25 protein-coding genes and 1 pseudogene are annotated in these 26,623 nt (G+C 40.9%); 14 read left to right on the top strand and 12 right to left on the bottom strand.

The genetic code is table 11. From position 1 onward, the window contains the following. Window positions 1-421: 421 nt before the first annotated feature. A pseudogene (locus tag ACE1CI_RS06065) lies at window positions 422-637 on the bottom strand (glutathione S-transferase N-terminal domain-containing protein); the annotation flags it as partial. A gap of 312 nt (window positions 638-949) precedes the next feature. Between ACE1CI_RS06065 and ACE1CI_RS06060 the strand changes: the two are divergent. Beyond that, complete coding sequence (locus ACE1CI_RS06060) at window positions 950-1,561, top strand: fasciclin domain-containing protein (protein ID WP_413268214.1); 612 nt, start codon at window positions 950-952, stop codon at window positions 1,559-1,561. A 110-nt stretch (window positions 1,562-1,671) separates the two neighbouring features. On the opposite strand, the gene ACE1CI_RS06055 is transcribed toward ACE1CI_RS06060, so the two are convergent. The 7 genes from ACE1CI_RS06055 to ACE1CI_RS06025 all read right to left on the bottom strand — a co-directional run bounded on the left by ACE1CI_RS06055 (window position 1,672) and on the right by ACE1CI_RS06025 (window position 5,129). Next, window positions 1,672-2,223: a hypothetical protein gene (locus ACE1CI_RS06055; protein ID WP_413264097.1), complete on the bottom strand. Its 552-nt coding sequence runs from the start codon at window positions 2,221-2,223 to the stop codon at window positions 1,672-1,674. A gap of 43 nt (window positions 2,224-2,266) precedes the next feature. After that, entirely contained in the window at window positions 2,267-2,653 is a 387-nt protein-coding gene (locus ACE1CI_RS06050; RefSeq protein ID WP_413264098.1) for a hypothetical protein, read from the bottom strand. A 39-nt stretch (window positions 2,654-2,692) separates the two neighbouring features. Next, on the bottom strand, window positions 2,693-3,016 hold the full coding sequence (locus ACE1CI_RS06045) for a hypothetical protein (RefSeq protein ID WP_413264099.1): 324 nt from the start codon (window positions 3,014-3,016) through the stop codon (window positions 2,693-2,695). Between the two features lie 145 nt (window positions 3,017-3,161). Further along, window positions 3,162-3,548 carry a hypothetical protein gene (locus ACE1CI_RS06040; protein WP_413264100.1) on the bottom strand — a complete coding sequence of 129 codons (387 nt, stop codon included), beginning with the start codon at window positions 3,546-3,548 and terminating at the stop codon, window positions 3,162-3,164. Window positions 3,549-3,696: 148 nt separating this feature from the next. Then, window positions 3,697-4,074 carry a hypothetical protein gene (locus tag ACE1CI_RS06035; protein ID WP_496615266.1) on the bottom strand — a complete coding sequence of 126 codons (378 nt, stop codon included), beginning with the start codon at window positions 4,072-4,074 and terminating at the stop codon, window positions 3,697-3,699. A 148-nt stretch (window positions 4,075-4,222) separates the two neighbouring features. Then, window positions 4,223-4,600 carry a hypothetical protein gene (locus ACE1CI_RS06030; protein ID WP_496615265.1) on the bottom strand — a complete coding sequence of 126 codons (378 nt, stop codon included), beginning with the start codon at window positions 4,598-4,600 and terminating at the stop codon, window positions 4,223-4,225. A 145-nt stretch (window positions 4,601-4,745) separates the two neighbouring features. Continuing rightward, window positions 4,746-5,129 (bottom strand): hypothetical protein, encoded by a 384-nt coding sequence (locus ACE1CI_RS06025; protein ID WP_496615263.1) that lies wholly within the window; start codon window positions 5,127-5,129, stop codon window positions 4,746-4,748. Window positions 5,130-5,554: 425 nt separating this feature from the next. On the opposite strand from ACE1CI_RS06025, the gene ACE1CI_RS06020 reads away from it, so the two are divergent. The 6 genes from ACE1CI_RS06020 to ACE1CI_RS05995 all read left to right on the top strand — a co-directional run bounded on the left by ACE1CI_RS06020 (window position 5,555) and on the right by ACE1CI_RS05995 (window position 12,798). After that, complete coding sequence (locus ACE1CI_RS06020; RefSeq protein WP_413264103.1) at window positions 5,555-7,369, top strand: AAA-like domain-containing protein; 1,815 nt, start codon at window positions 5,555-5,557, stop codon at window positions 7,367-7,369. 44 nt (window positions 7,370-7,413) lie between these two features. Beyond that, window positions 7,414-7,788 carry a hypothetical protein gene (locus ACE1CI_RS06015; RefSeq protein ID WP_413264104.1) on the top strand — a complete coding sequence of 125 codons (375 nt, stop codon included), beginning with the start codon at window positions 7,414-7,416 and terminating at the stop codon, window positions 7,786-7,788. A gap of 371 nt (window positions 7,789-8,159) precedes the next feature. After that, complete coding sequence (locus ACE1CI_RS06010; protein ID WP_413264105.1) at window positions 8,160-11,549, top strand: WD40 domain-containing protein; 3,390 nt, start codon at window positions 8,160-8,162, stop codon at window positions 11,547-11,549. Between the two features lie 115 nt (window positions 11,550-11,664). Beyond that, window positions 11,665-11,910, top strand: coding sequence for an AbrB/MazE/SpoVT family DNA-binding domain-containing protein (locus ACE1CI_RS06005; RefSeq protein ID WP_413264106.1), 246 nt, complete (start codon window positions 11,665-11,667; stop codon window positions 11,908-11,910). Then, complete coding sequence (locus tag ACE1CI_RS06000) at window positions 11,897-12,286, top strand: type II toxin-antitoxin system VapC family toxin (RefSeq protein ID WP_413264107.1); 390 nt, start codon at window positions 11,897-11,899, stop codon at window positions 12,284-12,286. Before ACE1CI_RS06005 ends, ACE1CI_RS06000 begins: the two co-directional genes overlap by 14 nt. A gap of 278 nt (window positions 12,287-12,564) precedes the next feature. Next, on the top strand, window positions 12,565-12,798 hold the full coding sequence (locus ACE1CI_RS05995) for a DUF6887 family protein (protein ID WP_413264108.1): 234 nt from the start codon (window positions 12,565-12,567) through the stop codon (window positions 12,796-12,798). A gap of 128 nt (window positions 12,799-12,926) precedes the next feature. Here the strand turns inward: ACE1CI_RS05995 and ACE1CI_RS05990 are convergent, their stop codons facing one another. Beyond that, the gene (locus tag ACE1CI_RS05990; protein WP_413264109.1) at window positions 12,927-13,403 is read right to left on the bottom strand and encodes a DUF29 domain-containing protein; all 477 of its coding nucleotides are present in this window, start codon (window positions 13,401-13,403) and stop codon (window positions 12,927-12,929) included. 368 nt (window positions 13,404-13,771) lie between these two features. On the opposite strand from ACE1CI_RS05990, the gene ACE1CI_RS05985 reads away from it, so the two are divergent. Together ACE1CI_RS05985 and ACE1CI_RS05980 are read left to right on the top strand one after the other, a co-directional pair. Further along, window positions 13,772-14,113 carry a hypothetical protein gene (locus tag ACE1CI_RS05985; RefSeq protein ID WP_413264110.1) on the top strand — a complete coding sequence of 114 codons (342 nt, stop codon included), beginning with the start codon at window positions 13,772-13,774 and terminating at the stop codon, window positions 14,111-14,113. 31 nt (window positions 14,114-14,144) lie between these two features. Next, entirely contained in the window at window positions 14,145-15,338 is a 1,194-nt protein-coding gene (locus ACE1CI_RS05980; RefSeq protein ID WP_413264111.1) for a glycosyltransferase, read from the top strand. A 67-nt stretch (window positions 15,339-15,405) separates the two neighbouring features. On the opposite strand, the gene ACE1CI_RS05975 is transcribed toward ACE1CI_RS05980, so the two are convergent. Beyond that, window positions 15,406-16,752 carry a D-alanyl-D-alanine carboxypeptidase gene (locus ACE1CI_RS05975; RefSeq protein WP_413265620.1) on the bottom strand — a complete coding sequence of 449 codons (1,347 nt, stop codon included), beginning with the start codon at window positions 16,750-16,752 and terminating at the stop codon, window positions 15,406-15,408. A 349-nt stretch (window positions 16,753-17,101) separates the two neighbouring features. Here ACE1CI_RS05975 and ACE1CI_RS05970 point away from each other — a divergent pair, with 349 nt between their 5' ends. The 5 genes from ACE1CI_RS05970 to ACE1CI_RS05950 all read left to right on the top strand — a co-directional run bounded on the left by ACE1CI_RS05970 (window position 17,102) and on the right by ACE1CI_RS05950 (window position 24,954). Beyond that, window positions 17,102-17,224: a hypothetical protein gene (locus ACE1CI_RS05970; protein ID WP_413265619.1), complete on the top strand. Its 123-nt coding sequence runs from the start codon at window positions 17,102-17,104 to the stop codon at window positions 17,222-17,224. A gap of 131 nt (window positions 17,225-17,355) precedes the next feature. After that, on the top strand, window positions 17,356-18,096 hold the full coding sequence (locus ACE1CI_RS05965) for a class I SAM-dependent methyltransferase (RefSeq protein ID WP_413265618.1): 741 nt from the start codon (window positions 17,356-17,358) through the stop codon (window positions 18,094-18,096). Between the two features lie 376 nt (window positions 18,097-18,472). Continuing rightward, window positions 18,473-20,011 carry an efflux RND transporter periplasmic adaptor subunit gene (locus ACE1CI_RS05960; RefSeq protein WP_413265617.1) on the top strand — a complete coding sequence of 513 codons (1,539 nt, stop codon included), beginning with the start codon at window positions 18,473-18,475 and terminating at the stop codon, window positions 20,009-20,011. 114 nt (window positions 20,012-20,125) lie between these two features. Then, a complete protein-coding gene (locus ACE1CI_RS05955) occupies window positions 20,126-23,509 on the top strand; it encodes an efflux RND transporter permease subunit (protein WP_413265616.1) in 3,384 nt (1,127 codons plus the stop codon). 320 nt (window positions 23,510-23,829) lie between these two features. Then, window positions 23,830-24,954: a peptidoglycan-binding domain-containing protein gene (locus ACE1CI_RS05950; protein WP_413265615.1), complete on the top strand. Its 1,125-nt coding sequence runs from the start codon at window positions 23,830-23,832 to the stop codon at window positions 24,952-24,954. 365 nt (window positions 24,955-25,319) lie between these two features. On the opposite strand, the gene ACE1CI_RS05945 is transcribed toward ACE1CI_RS05950, so the two are convergent. Next, complete coding sequence (locus tag ACE1CI_RS05945; protein WP_193981623.1) at window positions 25,320-25,775, bottom strand: Fur family transcriptional regulator; 456 nt, start codon at window positions 25,773-25,775, stop codon at window positions 25,320-25,322. A 137-nt stretch (window positions 25,776-25,912) separates the two neighbouring features. Next, window positions 25,913-26,413 carry a Fur family transcriptional regulator gene (locus ACE1CI_RS05940; RefSeq protein WP_413265614.1) on the bottom strand — a complete coding sequence of 167 codons (501 nt, stop codon included), beginning with the start codon at window positions 26,411-26,413 and terminating at the stop codon, window positions 25,913-25,915. Window positions 26,414-26,623 lie beyond the last annotated feature (210 nt).

Raw genomic sequence — 26,623 nt, 5'->3', positions numbered from 1 at the left:
CCGTTTTTCTTCGTTCCCTCAAGTGATTGTCTTGTTCTTTTAGGTGTAGCCAATTCAACTGCTGGAAACCCTTGGTATGGCTAGTCTTGAGCGAATGAGCTAGCGGGTTTTTACTCTAGCGAAGTCCGGGGGGTTAATCTTTTCCGTCCGGCTTTACCTTAAGTTGCTTTTATAGGCTATGTTTCACCGTGAGAACTCCCCTAGCGCCAGTGTGCTATCGGTCAAGCTCTGATTGCGCCCTACTGCCAGCTTCAGTCTCCAGAATTCCGAGTCTGGTCGCTGTGGCTAGGTCGGGAGTCACACCCATACCTGGTGGGGGGGACTTGCACCCCCATCATCTTGAGAGTTTCACAATCTTTAATGACTGTGAGTAGCGTTATTTCGTGGTTTTTGCCACTGATTCAGCTACAACGAATCGCACGCGCTCTAGGTATTTGGCGATCGCACTTGAGTCAGCTATGATTTCACTACCATCTTTGAGCACAGGTACTTTTCGCTGACCAGACATTCTGTAGAGGTCTATTTGACCAATTCCCGGCGTAACCTCGATTTTTTTATAGGTTAGCCCCTTGTAGTCTAGAATTAGTCGCACTTTCTCGCAGTAATGCGATATTTCAAATTGGTATAGCTCTAGCATTTCGCCTTTCCTTGAGCATTTTTGTAACTCTGAAAGTTTATCCGATCGCGCCGCTAGATTCACCTGACTTGAGTTAGTAAGCAATTCTTAACAAAGGAATTATTGTTACTAAATATACAAATTTCCAGAAAAGCTCGCCAGAGTTTACTTACAAATCCTTGACCAGTGATTTTGTCAGGGTTAGCACAAGTAAAGCTAATAAAAATATCTCCTAAGTTAGATATTATTTATTCTCCCTTTTTTTACAAAATGTTATAAATTGATAGTTAGCTTTACAATTCCTTTACAAAGGGACAAAAACGCAGGAGCAACATGATGAAAGCAGTAAATAGCCGGAATTGGATCAAAAAGCTGACTGGCGCTATTGCAGTCGCAGGAGTTAGCGCCTTAATTTCCCTGCCAGTATTAGTCCAAGCTCAACCTGGTGGTGGCCCCCCCCGTCCTGGTTCTACAACCTCAGAGCCCGCAGCAGCGCCAGCATCGTCCGGTGTAACAACTGCACAAACTCAGACGATTGTAGCTGTCGCCTCTGCTAATGATAATTTTTCCACCTTGAAAGCGGCCCTAGAAGCGGCTGGACTAACCGAAACCCTATCTGGAAAAGGGCCATTCACAGTTTTTGCTCCTACAAATGCCGCATTTGAAGCATTAGGTGAAGAAAAAGTACAAGCTTTGTTGAAGCCAGAAAACAAAGACAAACTAATCAAAGTTTTGACTTATCATGTAGTTCCTGGTCAAGTTATGTCTACTCAATTAAGACCTGGAACAGCCAAAACTGTAGAAGGCGGTACAGTTATGGTGATGGTGAAAGACGGTAAAGTGAAAATCAATAATGCTCAAGTAACTCAAGCTGATGTTAAGGCTAGCAATGGAGTTATTCATGTGATTGATACAGTTTTGTTACCTCCAGATTTGAAACTTTAGAGTTGAATAAAGTGTATTAGGCACGTTGTTGCGCTTTAGCGCTCTTACCATTTAATAAGAGCGCTAAAGCGCAACAACGTACTTTTGAATTATTGGCTTCACCCCTACTTTTATTGCACATTGATAATCAAAGTTTGTCTGATTTTACCGCTACCACCTGTTGATTGACTTACCGATGTTCCCGGCCCTTTTAACTCTACTGCAACTGAGGAATTTGCTGGACTGTAGTTACCTGCAATGAATACAGTTCGTTTACCTTTCGAGAGAAATGGCGATATGTTTAGGGAAGTTTTATTGCCAGTAAATGTTTTCAAAATTCGACCATCTAGAGCAATATATCCAACTATAGCAACCCCAGAATCAGCGGTAATTTCTATAGTATGAGATTGTTTGAGATTTGCCGAATTGATGTCGATCGTAGTAGTTTGTTCTTCGGAAGATGAACTGCTGCTCGATGCAGAGTCAAAGCTTTGTCTGGAACGGCTGAAATTACAAATCATAAATGTTAAAAATGATTGGTCAGCCATGCTTCTTTCTTGACAGAATACCTGCCTATAGTCTCTGCTATGTGAGCCATTCAAACTTCCAGTAATTAACTGTTGGCTATAACCTGTGAGGGAAGATAAAAAAGCTACAGCCAAAGCCAAAGTGATTAAATTCATATTTGCTCCTTGGTGCAAATTTTTTCCGGCAAGTCGCGCCAACTTAACGATCGACTAGATTTCTATATTTATCTGCTGGATTGCGGACATCAATTTGAGGATTTACTTGAATTTGAATTGTTCGACCACTGCCAGCTGGATTTTTTCTGTCCCCGCGAAGAGTCTGACGGACATTTCTTTCTTGAACTGCCTGACCTGGACCGACATGAACTTGGGTTCCTGTAGTCACGCCATAACTTCCAGTACAAGGACCTTCACTACGCAATTCTATATTATTGCGGCGTTTGGCTGGGCCTGAGCCGCTGATGGAAACTTGTACAGATTGGTCTAGTTGTACGCACTGTCCAGAAGCAGAATTAGTAGCAGAAGGGCTAAAAATCAACATACTGGAAACAGATAAGAAACCGAAAACAAGTGCGCTTAATTTCATGTTTATCTCCAAATAATCTCCGATTTATTGACTTATGCTTTAAAGAGACTTGAGCGATCGCGTTGGTACTGGGGATTCTTGAAACTGTGGTGCTAATGAGTTTCCTTGGAACTGTGGAGGGGTCGGGATCGATCCCCTCGTCGCCGGATTGAATCTTTTGTCTGGCTTGCGATCGGACCGAGGCTGTGTAATATTATTGATGATGTTGATATTCTGACTCACATTGTTGTTGTTACCGATCACCGTAGAATCTTGCCTAGCTCGCTGGGAATTAGACAAGCTAACAGTTTGAGCAAGTGAGGCAGTGGGAAAGATTTCCAGAGTCAGAAAGCTGAATAAGGCGATCGCAACAGTTTTTTTCACTATCTTCTTTCCATCCAAAACACTCTTTAATTTGCATTTTGCATTTAATGAAGAGGAAAAAGTAGCCTTAGCCCAAGATGATCCAGCTTGATACTTGCTTTTTCCTCCGATGAAATCCTGCCAATTCAAGCTAAGGCACTAAATCTTAGATGCACCGCGCAGTGCAAGAAGAAACTCTACGTCCTTTAACCGCAGCCGGAGCATTTCGGTTGCTGCTGTTTTGGCGATTGACTTGATTGACTCGGTTGCCAATACCGCTGCTATTAGCATCCTGAAGTTGGTCTTGGACAACACCTTGATCGCCTCTTGTGGCTCGACCAGTAGCATTGTTACTATTCTGGCTGGAAATTTGGTTAGTGCTGTTGTGGCTTCCCGAAACATTAGATTGCTGTGTACTAGTTTGAATCACCGCATTATCACCACCACCTGCACTAACTCGCTTGCAGCAGGGGTCAGTCGCTTGGGCAGTTAAGGGAAACAAAGATAAGGTGGCAACAGTTAAAACACCAACTACATAAGAATTCTTCAGCATTGTACTTTTTCCTTTGTCATCTATTGGAGTTACTGGCGAGAGCTTTTCTGCTATCCTCTGAAAACTGGGAAACTATTGAGTCCTCTGACAATAGCCTCGTCAAGAAGGTGGTTACAGTTCCTTAGATAAAATTTGTCGGCAACATTAATTAGTGGCACCGCGTAGCGCAAGAAGTTCTACGTCCTCTAACCGGAGCATTTCGGTTGCTGCTGTTTTGGCGATTGACTTGATTGACTCGGTTGCCAATACCGCTGCTATTAGCATCCTGAAGTTGGTCTTGGACAACACCTTGATCGCCTCTTGTGGCTCGACCAGTAGCATTGTTACTATTCTGGCTGGAAATTTGGTTAGTGCTGTTGTGGCTTCCCGAAACATTAGATTGCTGTGTACTAGTTTGAATCACCGCATTATCACCACCACCTGTACTAACTCGCTTGCAGCAGGGGTCAGTCGCTTGGGCAGTTAAGGGAAACAAAGATAAGGTGGCAACAGTTAAAACACCAACTACATAAGAATTCTTCAGCATTTTACTTTTTCCTTTGTCATCTATTGGAGTTACTGGCGAGAGCTTTTCTGCTATCCTCTGAAAACTGGGAAACTATTGAGTCCTCTGACAATAGCCTCGTCAAGAAGGTGGTTACAGTTCCTTAGATAAAATTTGTCGGCAATATTAATTAGCGGCACCGCGTAGCGCAAGAAGTTCTACGTCCTCTAACCGGAGCATTTTGGTTGCTGCTGTTTTGGCGATTGACTTGATTGACTCGGTTGCCAATACCGCTGCTATTGGCATCTTGAAATTGGTCTTGGACAACACCTTGATCGCCTCTTGTGGCTCGACCAGCGCCATTGTTACTATTCTGGCTGGAAATTTGGTTAGTGCTGTTGTGGCTTCCCGAAACATTAGATTGCTGTGTACTAGTTTGAATCACCGCACTATCACCACCACCTGCACTAACTCGCTGGCAGCAGGGGTCAGTGGCTTGGGCAGTTAAGGGAAACAAAGATAAGGTGGCAAACGTTAAAAAACCAACTACATAAGAATTCTTCAGCATTGTACTTTTTCCTTTGTCATCTATTGGAGTTACTGGCGAGAGCTTCTCTGCTATCCTCTGAAAACTGGGAAACTATTCAGTCCTCTAGGTGAGCGTCTCGCCAAGAAAGTTGTTACAGTTCGTCAGCTAAAATTTGTCGGGAATATTAGTGTCGTGGAGGGCAAGGAGCTTTACGTCCTTTAACCGGAGTAACCGTAGCATTTCGGGTGCTGCTGTTTTGGCGATTCACTTGAGTGACTCGGTTGCCATGACCGCTGTTATTAGAATTCTGATTTTCGTCTTGGACAACACCTCGATCGCCTTTAGTGACTCGACCAGTAGCATTGTCACTAGTCTGGCTAGAAATTTGGTTAGTAGTGTTTTGGCTTCCCGAAGTATGAGATTGCTGTCTACTGGTTTGAATCACCGCATTATCACCACCACCTGCACTAACTCGCTGGCAGCAGGGGTCAGTTGCTTGAGCAGTTAGGGGAAACAAAGACAAGGTGGCAAACGTTAAAAAACCAACTACATAAGAATTCTTCAGCATTTTACTTTTTCCTTTGTCATCTATTGGAGTTGCTTGCTTGAGCTTTTCTGTTAGCCTCTGAAAAACTCTGAAAACATTCTGGCTTTTGACAAGAGCCTCGTCAAGAAGGTTGTTACAATTCGTTACATCAGGTTAAAGAAACCCGGTTTTTCCAAAAAACTGGGTTTCTGGGCTAACAGGGAATAAAGAACAAATATTTCGCCTCACCTTGTTCGGGCGATAGTTGGTAGCCGATATATTAAGCTATGGTGGAATCAGAGGTATTTATCTGGTTTGTCGAATCAACTTTGTGAGTAATCAGGAGTAAAGCCCTGTTTCTCCCAGACGAGTTCGCAAAACTCAGCCGACTCAAAATCTGCCTCTTTCACCTTTTCAATCTCTGGTTAAAAAATTTCCTGATGTTTCCCCGCCAATTTCTGGTTCAGATGGCTCACAGTCGCGAACTTTCTCCCGAACAGGAGGAAGTATTTTTGCTGCGGTTTGCAGAAAATCTGGACTACGAACAAATTGCTACCCAACTGCAAACCTCTCCTGGCGCTTGCCTGAAACGCATGGGCCAAGTGTATAACAAGTTTGGCATTAGCGGATTGAACAGAGGCAAAGAGAATCGGCTGCGAATTTTCCTAATTCAGGAGTTGGAAAACCGGGGAATAGTAGAGCCTGGTAAGAATGTGGTGCAGGAGCAATCGATTACCCATTCTGGAAAAGTTTTGATTAGCTATCGTAGCCAAGAACCAGATAACACTTTGGCGCGGCAATTGTCCGCTGCTATTTCTGATCTTGGTTACGAAGTATCCCCTGTGGAAGAAAGTATTAAAGTTGGGAAAAATTGGCCGCAACGCATCCAATCACTATTAGAACAATCGGATTTTTTACTGTTATTATTGTGTCCTCAATCTGCTTTTAGCGATATGTTGATTGAGGAGTTACGACAAGCTAAAGAAATGCAGGATTCTCGTCCTGATGGTCAACCAAAAATTTTAGCGATTCGGGTAAATTTTCCGTTCAATTCCCCAATTAGTTATGACTTACGCAGCTATTTACAAAGTGTGCCGCAACGGGAATGGAATTCACAAGCTGACACCCAAAATATTTTGCAAGAAATCCTGAGTTTGATGGCTGGAACTGAATACTTAATTGATTCGTCTGCAATTTTAGATCGAGCTAGTTTACCAACTGCTTGGGAAAGTTCTGATGGTCGTCCGCTGCCCGTAGCGAGCCCAGAATTACCTGAAGGTCAGGTAGATTTGGCTTCTAACTTTTATGTGGAACGACCACCGATCGAATCTCGTTGTTATGAAATGATTTTACAACCAGGAGCTTTGATTCGGGTGAAAGCTCCCAGACAGATGGGCAAAACTTCTTTAATGGCGCGAATTGTTCAGTATGCAGGAGATCGTGGATGTCGAACCGTAACTTTGAGTTTTCATCTCGCAGAAAAGGCAATATTCAAAGATTTGGAACAGTTTTTACGCTGGTTCTGTGCTTATGTGGGTTTGGAGTTACAGTTACCTAATAAGTTAGATGATTATTGGGATGATATTTTTGGCAGCAAGGTTAACTGTAAAGCTTACTTTGAAAAGTATTTGTTGCCAGAATTAGATCGACCGCTGGTTTTGGGTTTGGATGAGGTCGATCGCGTTTTCTTACACCCAGAAATTGCCGATGATTTTTTCGGACTTTTGCGGGCTTGGCATGAAGAATCTAAAAAGCGGGACATTTGGAAAAAGTTGCGCTTGGTAGTGGTGCATTCGACGGAAGTTTATATTCCTCTCGACATTAATCAGTCTCCTTTTAATGTGGGATTACCAATTGAATTACCAGAATTTTATAGCGAACAAGTGCAGGAATTAGCACGGCGCTATGGATTGAATTGGGATATCACTTCAGTTAAACAACTGATGGAAATGATGGGAGGACATCCTTTTTTGGTACGAGTTGCGCTGTATCATATTGCTCGGAAAGATACTACTTTGACGGAATTGTTGGCAACAGCACCCACAGAATCGGGACTTTATGCCGATCATTTACGTCGTCATTTATGGAATTTACAACAGCATCCTGAATTAGCAACAGCTATGAGGGAAGTTGTTAGTAGTTCTCATTCTGTGAAACTAGAAGCAATTCTGGCATTTAAATTACACAGCATGGGATTAGTCAATTTGCAAGGTAATGAGGTGAAACCGCGTTGCAATTTATATCGCCTTTATTTTCGGGAAAGATTAGAAAACGGAGGTTAAAAACCGCTCTTAATTTGACCTCAATGCACTGGGGCGCACTCGCTATGCTGCAAACATTATTTTTATTGTCTGTTTGTACGACAAATATGGTTAAAGCTGATGAGTTGTCTGACGAATCTACCCTAGCGTCTGGACGTTCTTGCTCGATTTCTGGCAAATTATCTGGTTCTGCTTTAGATCAGGAACGCTCTGATTTTGTGGTGATGGCAAATAATAATAGCGATCGCTCATCCAAAATGGCTCGGATTAATTCTAATCAACCTGCTTATAATTTGTCTTCTTTGCCAGCAGGTCATTATGTGTTGCGGGTTTTTCGCAACGAAGCGGGCTCTCTCCTTCCGGTGAGAACCTATCCTCGGCAAAGATTAATTAGATGTCGTGGTAATGAAATCAAAAATGTTGATTTCGAGCTAGAGTAAACTTAGTTCCTCTCTCTCTAATCACTTTCAAGGTTATGGTTTAATATCAGCTAAGCCTCAGCCGAAATCAGGTTTTTCCTGGTTAAAATATCTCAAAAATCTGATTCTTTATCTACTGCATCATTGACAGTTTTAAGTTTGGCACACAGGGATAAGATTTACCAAGACGTAGAAGTTTCTTGATTTCAAATGTTGCATCTCTCACTATCTAAGACAATCTTATATTCGTCACAGGGCATTAACGCACCCCTAAGAATTAGAGTACAACCATAATATACCACCTGGAAAATTTTTAGGTGATAACCAGAGGTTAATTCATCTAAACAAAGCAGGAGTAGAAATTTTAACTCTAATATTTATGTGGTGCTTTTATGAGAATCAATTTTAACAGCCCGGATTTTTCCTGTCCTTATAACTACAAATATCAAGTTGGTGGGAGTCTTCCACCTGATGCACCAACTTATGTTAAGCGTCAAGCAGATGAAGATTTCTACCAATCTTTGAGGGCCGGAAAATTTTGTTATGTGCTCAGTTCCCGACAGATGGGAAAATCTAGCTTACAATTGCGAACAATGCGCCGTTTAGAGGCCCAAGGAATCGCTTGTGCTGCGATCGACCTTTCCGAAATTGGTAATTGGAATGTTAATCAAAGTCAGTGGTATGCTGGGATAGTTTATTCTTTAGTAAACAGTTTTAATTTATTCGATCAAATAGATTTAAGGAGTTGGTGGCGCGAACACGAGTTTCTTTCTCCCTTGCAGCGATTTAGCGAGTTTATTGAACGAGTGTTACTTGTGGAAATAACTCAAGATATAGTGATCTTTGTTGATGAAATCGATAGTGTTTTAAGTTTAAATTTTCCCATAGATGATTTTTTTATCTTTATTAGGAGTTGCTTCAACAAACGCGCAGATAAACCTGCATATAAAAGATTGACTTTTGCTCTTTTGGGAGTGGCGACACCATCAGATTTAATTAAAGATAAAAGTCGCACTCCGTTTAATATTGGGCAAGCGATACATTTAAGAGGCTTTCAGTTAGATGAAATTCAGCCGTTAGCGGTAGGATTGGCAGCAAAAGTTAGTCATCCCGAAACTGTGTTACCAGAGATATTATCTTGGACGGGAGGACAACCTTTTCTCACCCAAAAGTTGTGTCATTTAGTGGCGAATGGGGATGGAGAATTGGGGATTGAAGAGTTAGTGCGATCGCATATAATAGAAAACTGGGAAAGCAACGACGAACCGAAACATCTTAGAACAATCATCGAGCGGATTTTTAGAAGTGAACGCAACACCAGTAGATTGCTTGGATTGTATCAACAAATATTGCAACAAGGAGAAATTACCGTAGATCACAGTTTAGAACAAACTGAATTACAACTAACAGGATTAGTCATCAAAGAGCAAAATAAATTAGTTATTGCTAATCGGATTTACGAGAGAATTTTTAACCAAGATTGGGTAGAAAATACCTTAGTAAATTTGCGCCCTTATGCAGAAGCACTCAACGCTTGGGTAGCTTCCGACTGTGAAGATGAATCGCGATTATTGCGGGGAAGAGCATTACAAGATGCTTTAGAATGGGGAACAGGGAAAAAATTGAGCGATCGCGATTATCAATTCCTCACCGCCAGTCAAGAATTAGAGCGAAAAGAAGTTCAAAAAGCCCTAGAAGCAGAAAGAGAAGCCAATCAAATCTTAGCGACAGCCCAACAAAAAGCCAATCAAACAATTAAAAGAGGATTAGCCGCATTAGCTGCCATTTCAGCTGTTGCCGCCACATTAGTACTAAACGCAGGCACAACTATTAAACAAGCAAGAGAAGGCAGCAAACTAGAATGGGAAGGAATTAGCGCCCTCAGACAATACGAATCTGAAGAAAAAGAAATTGAATCTTTACTGTTAGCCATGCAAGCAGGACAAGATTTGAAATCCCTGAGCAACAATCAAGCTTTACTACAAGAATATCCAGCCATCAGTCCGATTTATTCATTACAAACAATTCTCGATAAAATTCACCAAAGGCATCAATTTAAAGGACATCAAGGAGTAGTTTGGCGCGTTAGTTATAGCCCCGACGGAAAATACATTGCCAGCGCCGACGATGACGGCATCGTGAAAATTTGGCAGCGCACAGGTTTAAATATAGCTAATCTGAAAGGGCATCGAGGAGAAGTATTCGATGTTAGTTTTAGCCCCGATGGAAAGCAGATTGCCACAGCGGGTGGTGATGGTACAGTTAGACTTTGGAATAAACAAGGAAAACAATTATTTTCGATGCCAAGTCATTTCGGGAAAGTTTGGAGTGTGAGTTTTAGTCCTGATGGAAAAGCGATCGCCTCAGCCGGAGAAGACGGTATCATTAGAATTTGGAATCATCTTGGCAAACTAATAAATCAATTCAACTCCCAACAAAATCAAATTTGGAGCATCCGTTTTAACTCAAATCAGCAATTAGCAACTGTCGGAGAAGATGGCACTGTTAGACTTTGGAATCAATCTGGTAAACTGCTGCATAAACTAACATCTAACACCAGCAAAATCAGAAACCTAAGTTTTAGTCCCAAAGGAGATTACATCGCCACTGGAGAGGAAGACGGTACAATTCGACTTTGGCAGCAACAAGGTAAACAAATAGCGCAAATCAACTCCTATCAAGGCAAAGTAACGAGCATAAAATTTAGCCCCAACGGAAAACAACTAGCCACAGGTGGAGCCGATGGAACAGTGAGAATTTGGGATTTTTCCGGCAAACAATTAGCTAAATCCTATTCTCATCAGGGTCAAATTTTAAGTTTAAGTTTTAGTCCTGATGGCAAAGAAATTGCCAGTGGTGGAGATGATGGAATAGTCAGACTTTGGCAATTTTGGCAAAGAGGAATATCTCGATCGGTGTTGCAAGGCGGACAAATGCCTAAAAATGAAAGTGAGGAACTGTGGCGCGTTAGTTTTAGTAATGATGGCAAGCAAATTGCCACAGCTGGAGTTGATGGTAAAGTGAAATTGTGGGATTGGACTGGTAAGCAATTGGCTCAATTCAAAAGTAATCAAAGTCGGGTTTTAAGCCTCAGTTTTAGCCCGGATAGACAAAAAATTGTCACTGCTGGAGCCGATGGAAAAGTAGAAATTTGGCATCGCCAAGGCTTCCGATTAGCTGAATTTAAAAGCGATCAAGGTAGAGTTTGGAGTGTCAGTTTTAGCCCGGATGGAGATGTGATTGCCACCGCAGGTGATAATGGTACAGTGCGTTTTTGGAACCTATTTGGTGAGCCTTTAACTCAATTTAATTCGCACCAAAATCAAGTTTGGAGCGTCAGTTTTAGTCCCGATGGAAAGGTAATTGCCACTGCTGGGGATGATGGTACAATCCGACTTTGGAATCGTTCCGGTAAGCTGTTGGAACAGTTTAATTCCCATCAAGGTGAGGTGAGAAGTCTAAGTTTTAGTCCTGATGGACAACGCCTTGCTACTGCTGGCGCTGATGGTACAGTGAAGTTATGGTTTATTTCTGGTAAACCCCCCAGACAGTTATTAGCTAATTACAAAGTTTACGATCCGGGCGAAGTTTTGGCTGTAAGTTTTAGTTCTGATGGCAAACGTCTTGCTGCTGCTGGATCTGATATTAGTAAAATTCGCTGGTGGCGCGTGGAAGGATTAGATGAATTGTTGCAACGGGGATGTGTGTGGTTAAAAGATTATTTAGCTACCCATCAAGAAGCAAGAAAACAACTCACTGTTTGTCAAAGTTCTGGTAATTAGATTTGAGATTTTTTGGGGAAATGCGATCGGTTTTTGCAAGTGCGAATGTGCTAACACACACGCTTCGCTAACGCGCTAAAATATTCGCAAAACCAGACCTACCATAAATCCCACCATGCTTAGTGCCACTGTCACCGAAACCGGACAAATTACCCTGCCTCAAGAAATTCGCGATCGCTTAAAACTAGTTAGCGGCAGTAAAATCAGTTTCATTATTGATGAAGACGGACAAGTTAAACTCTTTCCTCTGAATGTTCCTGTCGAAGAACTATCAGGAATCCTGCATCGACCAGGTATGAAGAAAGCAACCCTTGAAGAAATGGATATAGCTATTTCTGAGGGAGCAAATGATTGGACTTGATACTAATATACTGGTTCGCTATCTCACCCAAGATGATGAACAACAGTGGCAACAAGCAGTTACACTCATTCAACAAAACCAACCCTGCTTTATTGCCAATATTGTTCTGTGCGAATTAGTTTGGGTTCTCAGAGGTGGAAATTACGGGTTTAGTAAAGACGAAATTATCCATACCCTAGAAGCAATGTTACACAGCGCAGCCTTTGAATTTGAAAACCGTTCTATTGTTAACCAAGCCCTACAGCGTTATAAACAAGGTAAAGCCGATTTTTCTGATTATTTAATCGGAGTAATTGCCCGCCAATCAGGTTGTACAGAAACCGTTAGTTTTGATAGCAAGCTGAAGGAAGAAAAAGGGTTTCGTTGCTTAGAGTAGCGATCGCTCTTTTGGGTAAGTATGCGATCGGTTTTTGGAAGACCGATCGCTCCTAATTTGTAGTATTTTAATCTCTGTGTCAGAATTGAGGAAAAAAGTCCCAAAGTCCGCCTGCGAATCAATTCGCTTTTCTTATAGCTAAACTCCTCTAAAGAGGACTAAATACTTAGTATTCAAAAGCTTTCAGTCCATTTTAATGGACTTGAGCTATAAGAAAAGCGAATTGATTCGCAGGCGGGCTAAAACGCAGATGCAAGATCTCAGCTGTGGTATTTTCTATGAAACCGAACTTTGAAGCAATGACTAATGCCCAATTGAAAGCTTATGCACTTGCACATCGCGGCGGCGATGACGATCTTGAGGCTTTGCGGGTGTTGTTTAGTCGCCGTAAACCAGATTCAGAAACGATCGTATTCCACCCGCCAAAAACCAAAGAAGAAGAACAAGAACAATTTGAATTATTTAAGCGAATTGTTGACGAAAAAACCAGAAAGAAAGACACTGATTGTTGAGGATATGGGGAGGGCGTTCATGAAGTGTGCGCGTAGCGCGTATCGATCTTTTGGGGAAGTATGCGATTAGTTTCTCAAGTGCGATCGCCCTTTACAAAAATATGCGATCGGTTTTCCCAAAAGTAACATCAATTAAGCAAGTCTTCATCTGAATCGAGTTGGATTCCCGGTAAGAAATCAGAGTTTTCTATTTGTTCCCAAGCGTAAGAATTGCTAGAGGGAAATGTTTTAAATGGCATTTCTGTTTCTCTAACAGCTAAAGCTAATGCAGATTGATAAGCTTGAGCGATCGCTTCTGGTAGGTAAGGTTTTAAACTGGGATTTTCTTCTAAAAGTTTGAGAACTTTATAACGCTGCTCTCGAATTGTTGCCACCCAACTCCTAGACCTTTTGTTAGGTTGATATTCCCACTTTAATAAGTGTCCAAGTAGAACTCCCAAACGATTTACTAATTCTCGTTTTTCCTGTTTACCCAAAGAATCTATTTCCTCAATCAAATTCTCAATATCAAGATTATTTAGGTCGCGCTTACGCAATAACTCTACTTGTCTTTGTGTCCAAGCATAAAAGTCAGTTTCGTATAAGTTGACAATTGGAAGGTTCATTGTTTCTTCCTCAGATGGCTTTATATTCATTTAATGTTACCGTAACTAAAGTCAGAGAAAACATAACACTGGGCATGGGTTTTACCGACCCCACAGTGATGCAAATGGAATTGTAACCGACCTACGCACCACAAATCTTACTCCTGATGATATTGAGACAGAAATTAGTTACGATGTGTTAGCATTTCTAGCCAGTGGAGGCTCATTACCACAACCAGGGTCAGGCTTCGCAGGGCCATTACAACGAATAGTAACAATCAATAACTACCAAATAGTCTACCGTACCGTGCAAATTAATTCCACCACAATTTCTGTTAGCACTTACTTCTTGATACCCTAAAAAAATAAGAAAACAAAGGAATTAAATTATGAGTTTACTGATAGAAACAATGGTTGAAATGCTAAAAGCGGAAGAGCCTTTTCAACGTAGCGAAGCTGAACATCGATTCCTCGAAGTCTTAACTTTTAGCAGCTTTGATGAAATTGTCGATATGCTGGATAAAGCTCTGGCAGAAGATTGGCTGGGATTTCCAGTTTGGGCGAGAAACTTGGCATTTCGTTTTGCTTGTTTACTCGCACCAAAAAATGCAGAAATTCTCCGTCGCGCTGCTGCTGATTTAAGGTGTTTTGGCCCTGACTGGGATGCAGAAGCAGAACGTTTAGAGCAAGAAGCCCATCAGCTAGAGACAATTATTTCATCAAAAAGATAGGTAATAAGATATTAAAACTTCTCAGTGAAATATGAAACTTAGCCTTTGCGCGATCGCCAAAAATGAATCACAATCCTTACCAAAATGCCTGGAAAGCGTCCAAAAAGTAGTAGATGAAATCATAGTTTTAGACACAGGTTCAACAGATAAAACGCCGGAAATTGCTCAAAAATTAGGCGCAAAAGTTTATAATTTTCAATGGTGTAATGACTTTTCGGCGGCGCGAAATGAAGCTTTAAAATATGTGCAAGGTGACTGGGTTTTAGTTTTGGATGCTGATGAAGTTTTAAAACCAGAAATTATTCCCCAGTTAAAACAAGTAATTCAGCAACCTAACCTTTTAGTTGTGAATTTGGTAAGAGAAGAAATAGGCGCGAAACAAACACCTTATTCTTTAGTTTCTCGGTTATTTCGCAAACATCCAAAAGTGTATTTTTCTCGCCCTTATCATGCAATGATTGATGATAGTGTAAGTTTGCTGTTGCAGAAGGAACCGCAATGGCAAATTGCTAGTTTATCTGATGTGGCTATTTTACATTATGGGTATGAACCAGGGGCGATCGCATCCCGCAACAAATTCCAAACAGCCAAAACTACAATGGAAGGTTATCTAACCCAGCATCCCAATGACCCTTATGTTTGTAACAAATTGGGAGCATTATATTTAGAAATTGGGGAAACTTACCAAGGAATAGAACTTTTACAACGTGGGTTAACTGCTAATTCCATAGATGCAGGTGTACTTTACGAATTACACTATCATTTGGGTATTGCTTACGAGTCTTTACAACAACTGAATTTAGCCCAGTCGCATTATCAAACTGCTACTAAATTAGATATTTTACCACAATTAAAGTTAGGTGCTTTCATTAATTTAGGAAATGTTCTTAAAGCAAGTAATCAACTAGAAGCAGCGCAAGAAGCATATATAAGTGCGATCGCAATTGACCCAAATTTTGCTGTTGGTTATTATAATTTGGGGATGTTGTTAAAGCATAAGGGGAGATTTGCAGATGCGATCGCACTTTACCAACAAGCAATTAAACTAAATCCTAACTATGCCGATGCTTACCAAAATTTAGGAGTAGTTTTCTTGAAAGTTGGTAATGTTGCTGAAAGTTTAGTAGCTTTTAAAAGAGCGATCGAACTTCACGAAACAAACAATCCCAGTGAAGCAGCAAGACTTCGCCAAGGATTAAAAGAAATGGGATTTGGGGAGTTATGATTTATGAAGTATGTTGTTGCGCTTTAGCGCTAGCGTTTAGCGCTAAAGCGCAACAACATACCTTATTTCACTCCTTTACAACTTCATTTCGAGACATTTGATCTTCAGGTTTTTGAGTTGGCGTTAACTCCGCAGGTAGAGAATCAACTACTCCCCATTGATTAACTAAATTGTTCAAAAGTAACTCTTGTTGAGTGCGAAAACCTGTTAAATCATTTCCACCATTCATAATCGCAAACCACACAATTCCCTTATCTTTTGTAGGTAAAGCACCAGCCAAAGCACTAACAGTATTTAAAGTACCTGATTTCACCACTGACATTTGAGGAATTTTGCGTTCATCCAAAATACCTTTATCTTGTCCTACTACTGTAAGCACATCCCCAATAGTCATATTTAAGGGTTTCAAATAACGGTCAATTGCCAAAAACAAAGCTACTGCTGCACGGGGAGAAATCCTGTTTAATTCACTCAAACCAGAACCATTAACTAATTGAATTTCTGTAGGTGGAACATCAGCAATAGTAGCAGCTTTTTTCGCCACTTGTTTAGCACCACCAACAGAATCAGCAATCATTTCCGCCATTTTATTATTACTGTACCGATTCATTTTTTTGAGCAAATCAGCAAGAGTCGGAGAATAATGACGCACTAAAAGTTGAGCATTACTCGGCAGTACCGGAACTACTTTGACTGTACCATCAATTATTACTTGTGGTCGAGGAGTACCAGGAGGCAAACTTTGATATTGGGTTAACGCTTGGGGTGTCCAAAGTAGGGAATTCATCCCTACTTTTAAGAGATTTCCTGATTTTAAAGGGTCATATTCATAATTCATGTAAAACTTGCCATTGATGAGCAAGTTTCCCTTAACTCGCTTGATACCTAATTCATTTAAACGATTACCTAAAGCAAATGCTTCTTCCCAAACAAAGAAAGGATCTTGGTTTCCTTGAATGACTAAATCACCCTCTAGGGTACCATTCTTAATCGGGCCAGTTGTGCTAATTGTAGTCAGAAATCGATGATTTGGACTAAAGGTAGAAAGCGCTACCAAACTTGTCGCTACCTTAGTAATTGAAGCAGCGGGTAAAGGTGTTGTACCTTGGTGATTTGCTAACAAACTATCGCTTGATTGTACCCATACTCCTTGAGTTTTTTTGGTAAAACCTTTAACTGCTAAACCACTGAGATATTGATTGATTTTTAGTTGTTCTGCGGGATTGGGATTAATAGCAGCTAGAGTTAATTTGGTAACTGAAATAGCTGGTTCCGTCGTTGCATCTTTTAATGAGTTAACTTGCGGCGCGGGAGTATTAGATACAGCTGGAGGAGAAATATTAGAAGAACATCCAGCAGCCGCAGTCAGCAGAGTTATCGCTAAGGTAGCAGTCAAGCGTCGGGTTTCTAGCATCTATTGTCTCCACAGAAAATCTGCAAGGATATCATCAAACTTTTCTGGTCGTAGGTCAAGTTTAGGGAATAACTCCTCTCAAACCAAATTTTCTGGATAATTTCCCAAAAAAACCGGATGAGCTCTCTCACTTGCGGAATTCTGAATTATAAATTCTAGCATTTACCGATCGCCATAAGTTAACCAGTTTTTTTACCGTCTACTGCCTAGACCTTGCTCAAGCTGCCTGGAAGTTGTTTTCTCACAGATTTTACTTAAACAATCAATTTACTGGTTACTCAACAATTAAATTACCGTGAATTTACAGCTTTACTAAAATCAAATACCGAAAAATCAAGGATGCTCAATTATGGAATTTTTAGCTTATATCCACATGACTTTGGAATACGAAAAATCTTTGCCATATCAGTCTCATCACGACCTATCTCGTGGTCAGCGACAATCAAAAAATCCGCCAAAGAAAGATGATTGATATCAGAATTACTTGCCGTTCAAATTGTTTAAATGCTTTTCCTAACTACCAAATAGCAAACTAGTCAATCATTTATATTATTACAGCCATGAATTATGCTATGCTAAATTAACAAATATCGGCATAAGCTTATGAGTGAAAATCCGGCATTTACCAGAGATAACGAAGTTTTTCCAGGGGAAGTTTTTCCGAATCCGGCTGATTTTGATGGGGGAATTCGGCAACTACTGCGAAAATATGACGAAATGCTTGATGTTTTAGTGAACTGTATTCCGGCAAATGTCGATCGCATTTTAGAACTAGGCTGTGGGACAGGCGAATTAAGTTTAAAATTACTTAATCGCTTTCCTACTACTCAAATTACAGCGGTCGATTACTCACCACGAATGTTACAATATGCCCAAGAAAAAATTCGGTTAGCTGGCTATCAACAAAGATGGATTGCTAAAGAAGCAGATTTTGGCGAATGGGCAAATAATTCCCAAACCGCTAATATTGGTAATAATTTTGATGCCTGTGTTTCATCTTTAGCAATTCATCATCTTACCGATGAAATGAAACTAAAACTATTTCAACAAATTCACCACAGTTTGAATCCGGGGGGCGTTTTTTGGAATGCAGACCCCATTTTGCCAGAGTCGGAATTAATGAAAACAATTTACCAAACAGCTAGGGAAGAATGGGCGATCGAACAAGGAAGTACTTTAGCAGAAATTCGCGCTCAGGTTGGTAAAAGCGTCCCTTACGGATATTCTAGCCCCGATCGATTGGCAACTTTGGACACCCAGATGCAAATGCTGAAAACGTCGGGATTTGACGGGGTAGCTGTACCTTGGAAGTACTATAACTTGGCTGTATTTGGGGGAAACTGAAAAGTTTTAAGGTTAAAACAAAAATTAGAGAATTAGTTTGAAGTTAAAAATTCTCAGATTTTCATTTATTTTAGATTGTAAAGTCAAAATTATAGAATTCTTATGAAGATAAATATCATTTATTTTTTTAGACTAAAAAGAAAAATATTAGACTAAAATGGCACAAAATTGTTAATCCCTAGATCTTCACTATTGATGGTTACTAATCGAGCTAGTGGTCAATTTTAAACGTAACAATTGATCGCTATGTTAAAATTAAATTTTCCCAAGGATTCAGAGCATTAAGTCAAAAAATCACTCTTTTGACTGTGGTAAAGTAACTGATAAAATTACTAAAATTTGACAACGGTATCTAGTCAATTATTTAGAGGGGCAGATGAATACCGAAAATACCGAACAACGCACCAGTAGTGAACAGTTGCCAAATATAAAAGTGCTGCCAGTAGAAAAAAAAGACGATCGCGAACCATACATAGAAAATTACCAAGAAGAAGAGATTTCCACCTTCGATACCTCTGCCTCTAAACCCAGCCAAAAATTTCTGCGGATCTTAGGAATTCTGTTCATGCTGTTGTTAGTTGGTGGTGGTGGATGGTTCGCTTACAATCAATTTTTCCAACCAAGCGGGCAACAACAAGCAGGCCCAGGTGGGCCGAGTGGCCCTGGTAAACCAGGTGGGCCAGGTGGGCCAATGGCAATGCCAGTGAGGATGGGAGAAGCGCAACCGAAAACGATTGAAGATAGTTCGGAATATGTGGCGCGATTGGAATCTCGGCAATCTGTAAGACCAAGACCGCAAGTTTCCGGTCAAATTACTAATATATTTGTTAGAGCTGGCGATCGGGTCAGAGCAGGCGCACCGATCCTACAAATTAACCCTGCTGAACAAGCCGCATCTTTGCAAAGCCAACTAGCAGCAGTAGAATCAGCACGCTCTGAGTTGAACTTAGCACAGGCAGACGTTGCCAATGCGAAACAAACCCTGGCATCTAAACAAGCACAAAGACAATCCAACCTCTCAAATTTGGCATTTCAACAGGGAGAATTCCGCAGATTTTCACAACTCCAAGGTCAAGGCGCAGTGACTAGACAAGCGCTAGATCAAAGACGGCTGGATTTGCAAAGAGCACAAGCTGACTTAGCCCAAATTGATGCAGAAATTCGCGCTCAACAAGCAGCCATTGCTAGAGCCGAAGCCAATATTACTAAACAAAACAGGATAATTCAACAACAAGCAGCGGGAGCAACTGAACAACAAGTCAGGCTGAATTACTACAGTATAAATGCGCCTTTTGCGGGTGTAATCGGGGATATTCCGGTAAAAGTCGGTGATTTTGTCAGTTCTTCTACCGAACTTTATACGATCGCAGACAACAACACCTTACTAACCCAAATCAACGTTCCCGTAGAACTAGCCACCAGACTGCGAATGGGAATGCCTATACAACTCATAGATAATCAAGGCAAACCCGTACAAACAGGACAAATATCCTTCATTGCACCCAATATTAACCCCCAAACCCAATCAGTCCTCGTTAAAGCTAGCTTCGACAACTCCAATGGCACTATGCGAACCGATCAATTTGTGCAAGCGAAAATAATTTGGGAAACTCGTCCCGGAGTAGTTGTACCAGTGACAGCAATTTCTCGAATGGCAGGACAAAATTTCGTGTTTGTGGTGGAAAGAACACCCAACTCTGACAAACCAGGAGGTATGATTGCTCGTCAAACATCTGTTGAACTAGGAAAAATTACTGGTAATCAACAGGAAATCCTCAAAGGCTTGCAACCAGGACAACAAATAGTCATTGCCGGAATTTTGCAACTGCGAGATGGTGCTCCCATTATGCCTGAATCACAAGCACCGGGAGCAGGTGCGCCAGGGGGACAAGGTAATAAACCACCATCAAACTAGTCATTAGTCATTAGTCATTAGTGAGTGTAATTCATTAAGTAAGTAAAAAATTACTTTTACCCAATGACCAATGACCAATGACAATGACCAATGACAAAAACCTGATTAAACTTCATGATTTTTTCTATATCCGACTTCTTCATCAGGCGACCAGTCTTTGCCACAGTTTGCTCCATCATTATTACTATGGTGGGAGCAGCTTGTATTTTCCTGTTACCTGTCGCTCAGTATCCAGAAATCACCCCACCGCAAGTAACAGTTACTTCTAATTACATTGGCGCTAACGCCTCAGTTGTTGAGTCTACTGTCACCAATATTTTAGAAAGAGAACTCAATGGTATTGAAGGGGTGAAATACATTAAATCTACTAGTGCTAATGATGGTACTAGTAGTGTTTCCCTGACCTTTGAATTAGAAAGAGATCAAGACATTGCAGCAGTAGATGTACAAAACCGGGTTTCTTCTGTGTTATCCAGATTACCAGGGCCAGTACAACAAACGGGTGTCAGGGTAAATAAACAGTCTAGCGGCTTTTTATTAGCGATCGGACTCTATTCCGAAAATAATCGATACAGCGACTTATATCTGAGTAACTATGCCGATCTTTACATTACCGACGCTTTAAAAAGAATTAAAGGTGTCGCTGATGTGAGAATTTTTGGTGAACGCACTTATGCCATGCGTTTGTGGTTAGATCCTAATCGTTTAGCGAGTCGTGGTTTAACACCTCAAGATGTCGTAAATGCACTGCGTCGCCAAAATTTGCAAGTCGGTGCTGGACAAATTGGACAACAACCTGCACCCCCAAATCAACAATATCAACTTGCTGTCCAAGCACTCGGAAGATTAGAAGATGCTAATGAATTTGCCGAGTTAGTAATTAAAACTGGGGAAGATGGCAGTTTAATTAAATTAAAAGATGTCGGTAGAGCCGAATTAGGGGCAGAAAATTACGCTTCGGTTTTGCGATTTGACGGACGCAGAGGGGTTGGTTTAGGAATTAGTCAATTAACTGGTAGTAATGCTTTAACAGTGGCGCAGGCTGTCAAGAAAACTATGGCAGAATTAGCGCCAACCTTCCCTCCAGGAATTAAGTATGCAGTCGCTTACGATACCACTTTATTTATTGAAGCTGGAGCAGAAGAAGTTGTAATTTCCTTACTTCAATCGGTTGGGTTAGTAATTCTAATTATTTTCCTGTTTTTACAGGATTGGCGATCGACTCTGATTCCTAGTATTGCAATTCCAGTAGCTTTACTGGGGACATTTATGTTTGTCAAATTACTAGGATTTAATATTAACACATTGACCTTATTTGGTTTGACTTTGGGTTCAGGTCTGGTGGTGGATGATGCGATCGTAATCGTAGAAGATGTCTCCCGCCGACTGCAAGAAAAAGATATTAACCCAATCGAAGCTGCCATTGAGTCAATGAATGAGTTAATGGGTGCAGTTATTGCCACTTCGCTAGTACTAATAGTCATGTTTGTGCCAGTGGCATTCTTCCCTGGTACGACTGGACAATTGTACAAACAATTTGCCTTGACGATCGCTTTTTCAGTAACGATCTCCACCTTTAACGCTATTACTCTCACCCCGACTATTTCAGCTTTACTGCTCAGAAGAAGCGAATCACATAACAACTGGTTTTTCCGTCCAATTAACTGGGTAATTGAACAAATCAGAGCAGTTTATGGTTGGTTGCTACGTATAGTAACCAAACTGAGATACATTATTCTCCTCCTATTTGTCATAGCTTTGGGTGCTACTTATTGGTTGTTTACGATCGTCCCTGGAGGATTTCTTCCCCAAGAAGACCAAGGCTACTTTATTACCATAGTTCAAGGCCCAGAAGGAAGTTCTTTAAGTTACACCGAAAAAGTCTTAGAACAAGCTGAAAGTATTCTCAGAAAACAACCAGATGTAATGAATGTATTTGCCATTGGGGGCTTTAGCTTTAGTGGCTCAACTCCCAATAATGGCTTAATCTTTACAACTTTAAAATCTTGGGAAGAACGTAAAAGACCTGACCAATCAGCACAGGCAATTATTGGTGGCCTTTTCCCTCAATTACTGTCCATTAAAGAGGCAACAGTCATCCCATTTGCGCCTCCTCCAATTCAAGGTTTAGGTAACTTTGGCGGGTTTGAATTCCAACTCCAAGATAGAAACAATGTTGGGTTTAGAGTTATGGAGCAAGTTATGGGTCAATTCTTAGGTAGAGCCAGCACTTATCCTGGTACTCCTAATAACCCAGCACCGCCAACATTAGTCGGTTTACGCCCGAATTTTAACGGCAATACACCTCAACTAATTGTAGAAGTCGATCGCGACAAAGCCAACGCCCTGCAAGTTTCTTTAGAAGATATTTTCAGTACTTTGCAGATTTTCTTAGGCTCACAATATGTAAATGATTTCAATCAATTTAACCGCAGTTATCGGGTGTATGTCCAAGCCGATCAACAATTTCGTTCCAATCCCGAAGACATCAATAAATTTTACGTGCGATCGGCAACTAATCAAATGGTTCCGCTGAGTAACTTAGTGAAAGTTACCCAAACAACAGCACCATCAGTTATCTCCCATTACAACTTATTGCGGTCTATAGAAATCAATGGATCGGGAGCACCAGGAGTAAGTTCTGGACAAGCAATTCAAGCTATGCAAAACATAGCCAAACAAGTCTTACCCCAAGGGTTTAGTTATGAATGGTCTGGGTTGAGTTTAGAAGAAATCCAAGCCGGAGGACAATCAATTTTAATCTTCGGTTTTGGATTTATTCTCGTATTCTTGGTGCTAGCAGCCCAGTATGAAAATTACATCGATCCATTGATTATCATGTTGAGTGTGCCTTTAGCAATTTTTGGCGCATTGCTAGCAGTATTATCCAGAGGGTTTGCTAATGACGTTTACACTCAAATTGGGTTGTTAATGTTGATAGGTATGGCAAGTAAAAATGCTGTACTAATTGTAGAATTTTCTAACCAATTGAGAGAACAAGGTGTACCAACTATCAGAGCAACGATCGAAGCTTCTCAACAACGGATGCGACCAATTTTGATGACAGCTTTATCGACGATTATTGGTACTTTACCATTAGCGATCGCCACAGGCGCAGGTGCAGCAGCACGTCAGTCTTTGGGTACAGCTGTTATTGGCGGAATGTGCGTCGCTACAGTCTTAAGTTTGTTAGTAGTACCTGTGCTCTATATTATCGTGAAGAACATAGAAGATCTCTTCGGCAAACGTACTCACAAACCAACTGTAACTCCAGCAAAAAAACCAACTCCAACTCCAACACCAAAAGCTCAGTCTTTACTCTATTACCGTCATGGGGAAAATTCAGACGGGCATCATGGGTCTAATGGTAATGGTAATGGCAATGGCAATGGCAATGGCAATGGTAATGGTAATGGTAATGGATCTAAGCCTCATGATAACTCTCAAGTTACTCACAAGCCTCAGAAAAGCGATCAGCATAATTCCCCATCAAACTAACCTCTGAAAATCAGCACTCAAGAGCTAAACTGTTCTTGAGTGCTGACTCTTTCCGCTTCATCCCTCCTAGCGAGGAAATTTGTGCAGATTTTTGCCAAAAAAGTCGATCGTCCAGCAAAAGTTTCCTGAGCTAAGGACTACCAGAGGAAAATTGACTAAATTAGCTATATTTGCCAAACCTTTAGTTAAATATGTCACTTAAATGTGTCACATTAATTATTGATTGAGTTATTGAACAGGAAATAACTGTAAATTAAAATCTTGATAGCCTACTTCTTTGGAGGAGTAGCAAGCGTTGTCGAAAGTTGGACTGGGAAATTATGGAAAACCTTATTTACATACATCAGGCAAGTTCCTACGAGGAAAACGAGGATGCAGACTTTAGTGCTAATTTAGAAGAGGTCAAAATTTTCCAAAGAGTAAACTGGAGAAATTTAGGCAAAAGAGCCTGGATTCATTTACTTAGCTTGGTACTTACAATTAGCACTGTCGGAATTGCTACCAAGGCAATGGCTCAAATGACCCAAGGTAGCAGAGGCACAGAAGTAGCAGAACTTCAGACAAAATTACAAAAATTAGGTTACTTCGATCGCACTCCCACCGGACACTTTGGCCCATTGACCAAAAAGGCTGTGATTCGCTTCCAGCAAGATGAAGGCATAACGGCAGATGGGATCGTCGAAACCACAACTCTCACTGCCTTAGAACGGAAACTTCAGGAAAATACAACAGCAGCGTCAACCACTGCGGAAGTAGCGCCAACCACTCCCGAACCGGAAACAGAAAAAACCGCCCAAACAGCGATCGACCCTAGCAAACAACCAAATTTACGCCGGGGTGCTAAAGGCTCCGATGTCAAAAGCTTACAACAACTTTTAACTAATGCAGGTGCTTACAGGGGTGCGATCAATGGTAAGTTCGATCTGGAAACTGTTGTAGCAGTTAGGCAATTTCAACGCACCAGTCGCTTAATGGTTGATGGTGTTGTCGGACGTAATACTTGGTCAGCTTTGACTAAAGGAGGCGGTACTACTCAAGCACTAGATCCCACCTTTAATAATTCGCCTTTTACTAATGGCTCCCTAACTAATAATTCGGACAAACCTGCAACTAATAACAGAACTTTAATTCAAGCTAGTCTAAAAATAGGCGATCGCGGTCAGGAAGTCAAAACCCTACAACAACGTCTCCAAGCTTTAGGCTATTACAGAGGCAATACCACAGGCAACTTTGGCTCCTTAACAAAAGAAGCTGTAACTCGTTTCCAAAAACAAGCCAAACTCACTCCTAACGGTATTGTAGACAGCACCACCAAAGCCGCTTTATTAACAACTATCAATGGTTTAAACGACCAAACGAATAACGACCAAACCAATGCGGCACTCAAAGCCGAACCAAAATCATCCACAGTTGGTGAAAATGATTCTTTCATCCAACAGCCATAGCTATGGCGGCGATCCGTCTAAAACGGGATTTTTTGGTGACAGAAGGCAACAGGGAAGAAGAAGTGGGTTCGGGAGTGCGGAGGTAGGGAGAATTGAAGAGGTAGTCAACGGATTTTAGATTTGCGATTTTAGATTTTAGATTGACTGGGCACTTAAGGGCGGATCTTGAAGATTTCATATTTGGGATTTTAGATTTATTCGGTCTTTCAAGACGGGGCTTGTACCAAAAAACAATCCAAAATCTAAAATCTAAAATTCTTCAATCTAAGATCTAAAATTATCGGTCAGTTAAATTATCTTCCCCCCATCTCCCCATCCCCCCATCTCCCCATCCCCCTGAATAGCCTTGAGAGAACTTTTTGTTTTTAAATCGGTAGCAATGCCCGTTGGCAAGCAGGACAAATCGCATGAATAGTAAGTTGACAGTCAAGTAACTGATATCCTTCTTTTTCTGCGGTTTTAGTTCCTATTTTCAAAATTGCATCATTTTTAAATTCCACAGTCTTATTACAACGCACGCAAATCAGGTGATCGTGATGGTGGGGATAGGGCTGATTTAGTTCATAATGTTTATGTCCTTCGCCCAATTCCAACTCACGCAGGATACCCATTCTCGCCATTAATTTCAAACTGCGGTAAATCGTAGATAAGCTAATCGGTTCCCCTTGGCTTTCGAGTCGATGATAAAGATCCTCCGCACTTAAATGATCGCCTCTGGGCAATTCTTGGAAAAGGTGTAAAATGGTTTCCCGTTGGGGAGTTAAACGCCAACCTCTTTCATTTAGCTCAGCTTTCAGTGAGGATGCTGTATAGACTGGCATGATCTCATTCTCAAGAAAGGTACAGTTATTGAAAATGATAACTAATTAGCGATTTATTTTCAAGAAACTTAGTTTATTGAGAATTTATCTTAATTATGTGGAATTTGATTCCTCAGTTGATGGGCTGTGCGATATACCTACGGCTGGCTGTGCGATCGCAAACAAGACCAATCGCTAGGTAGCAGAGAGGGCCATCCTTGGCGCAAAGCTTCTGGACAAACAGTATGAATAGTCAGTTGACAGTCTAACAAATGCAGTCCAGCTTTTTCCGTTTGTTTCAAGCCAACTTTCAAAATCGAATTATCTTTAAATTCGATCGTTTTGTTGCATTGAATACAGACTAAATGATGATGATGATTAGGATAGGGCTGATTGATTTCATAATGCTTGTGTCCTTCTGCTAGTTCCAATTCTCGGAGAATACCCATTCTCGCCATTAGCTTCAGGGTACGATAAACCGTGGATAGGCTGATTTTCTCACCTTGACCTTGGAGCACAGAGTAAAGTTCTTCCGCACTCAAATGTTTCCCTTCGGGAAGGTCTTGAAAGACTTGCAAAATAGTTTGTCTTTGGGGAGTTAAACGCCAACCTTTTTCATTCAGTTCAGCTTTAAACGAGCCTGCTGTGTAGGTACTCATATTGACGTTATTATAAAGCCTTCTATTTAGGAAGGATACACAATATTGCTACTAATTTTCAAGAACTTTTACTTATTGACAATTTGTTTCTAAAAGAATCCTAAAAAATTCAGATAATTGAGAATAAATATGATTTAAAAAAGAAGATGAAAAGCTATAACCCTTGTTAAGTAAGGTTTTTAGAACAGATAAAGATTGTAACCAAAATAT

It is taken from the genome of Floridaenema flaviceps BLCC-F50 (genome assembly GCF_041929275.2).
GTDB lineage: Bacteria > Cyanobacteriota > Cyanobacteriia > Cyanobacteriales > Aerosakkonemataceae > Floridanema > Floridanema flaviceps.
Note: the sequence above shows the minus strand (reverse complement) of the source record. Positions and strands in the feature narration are given on the sequence as shown.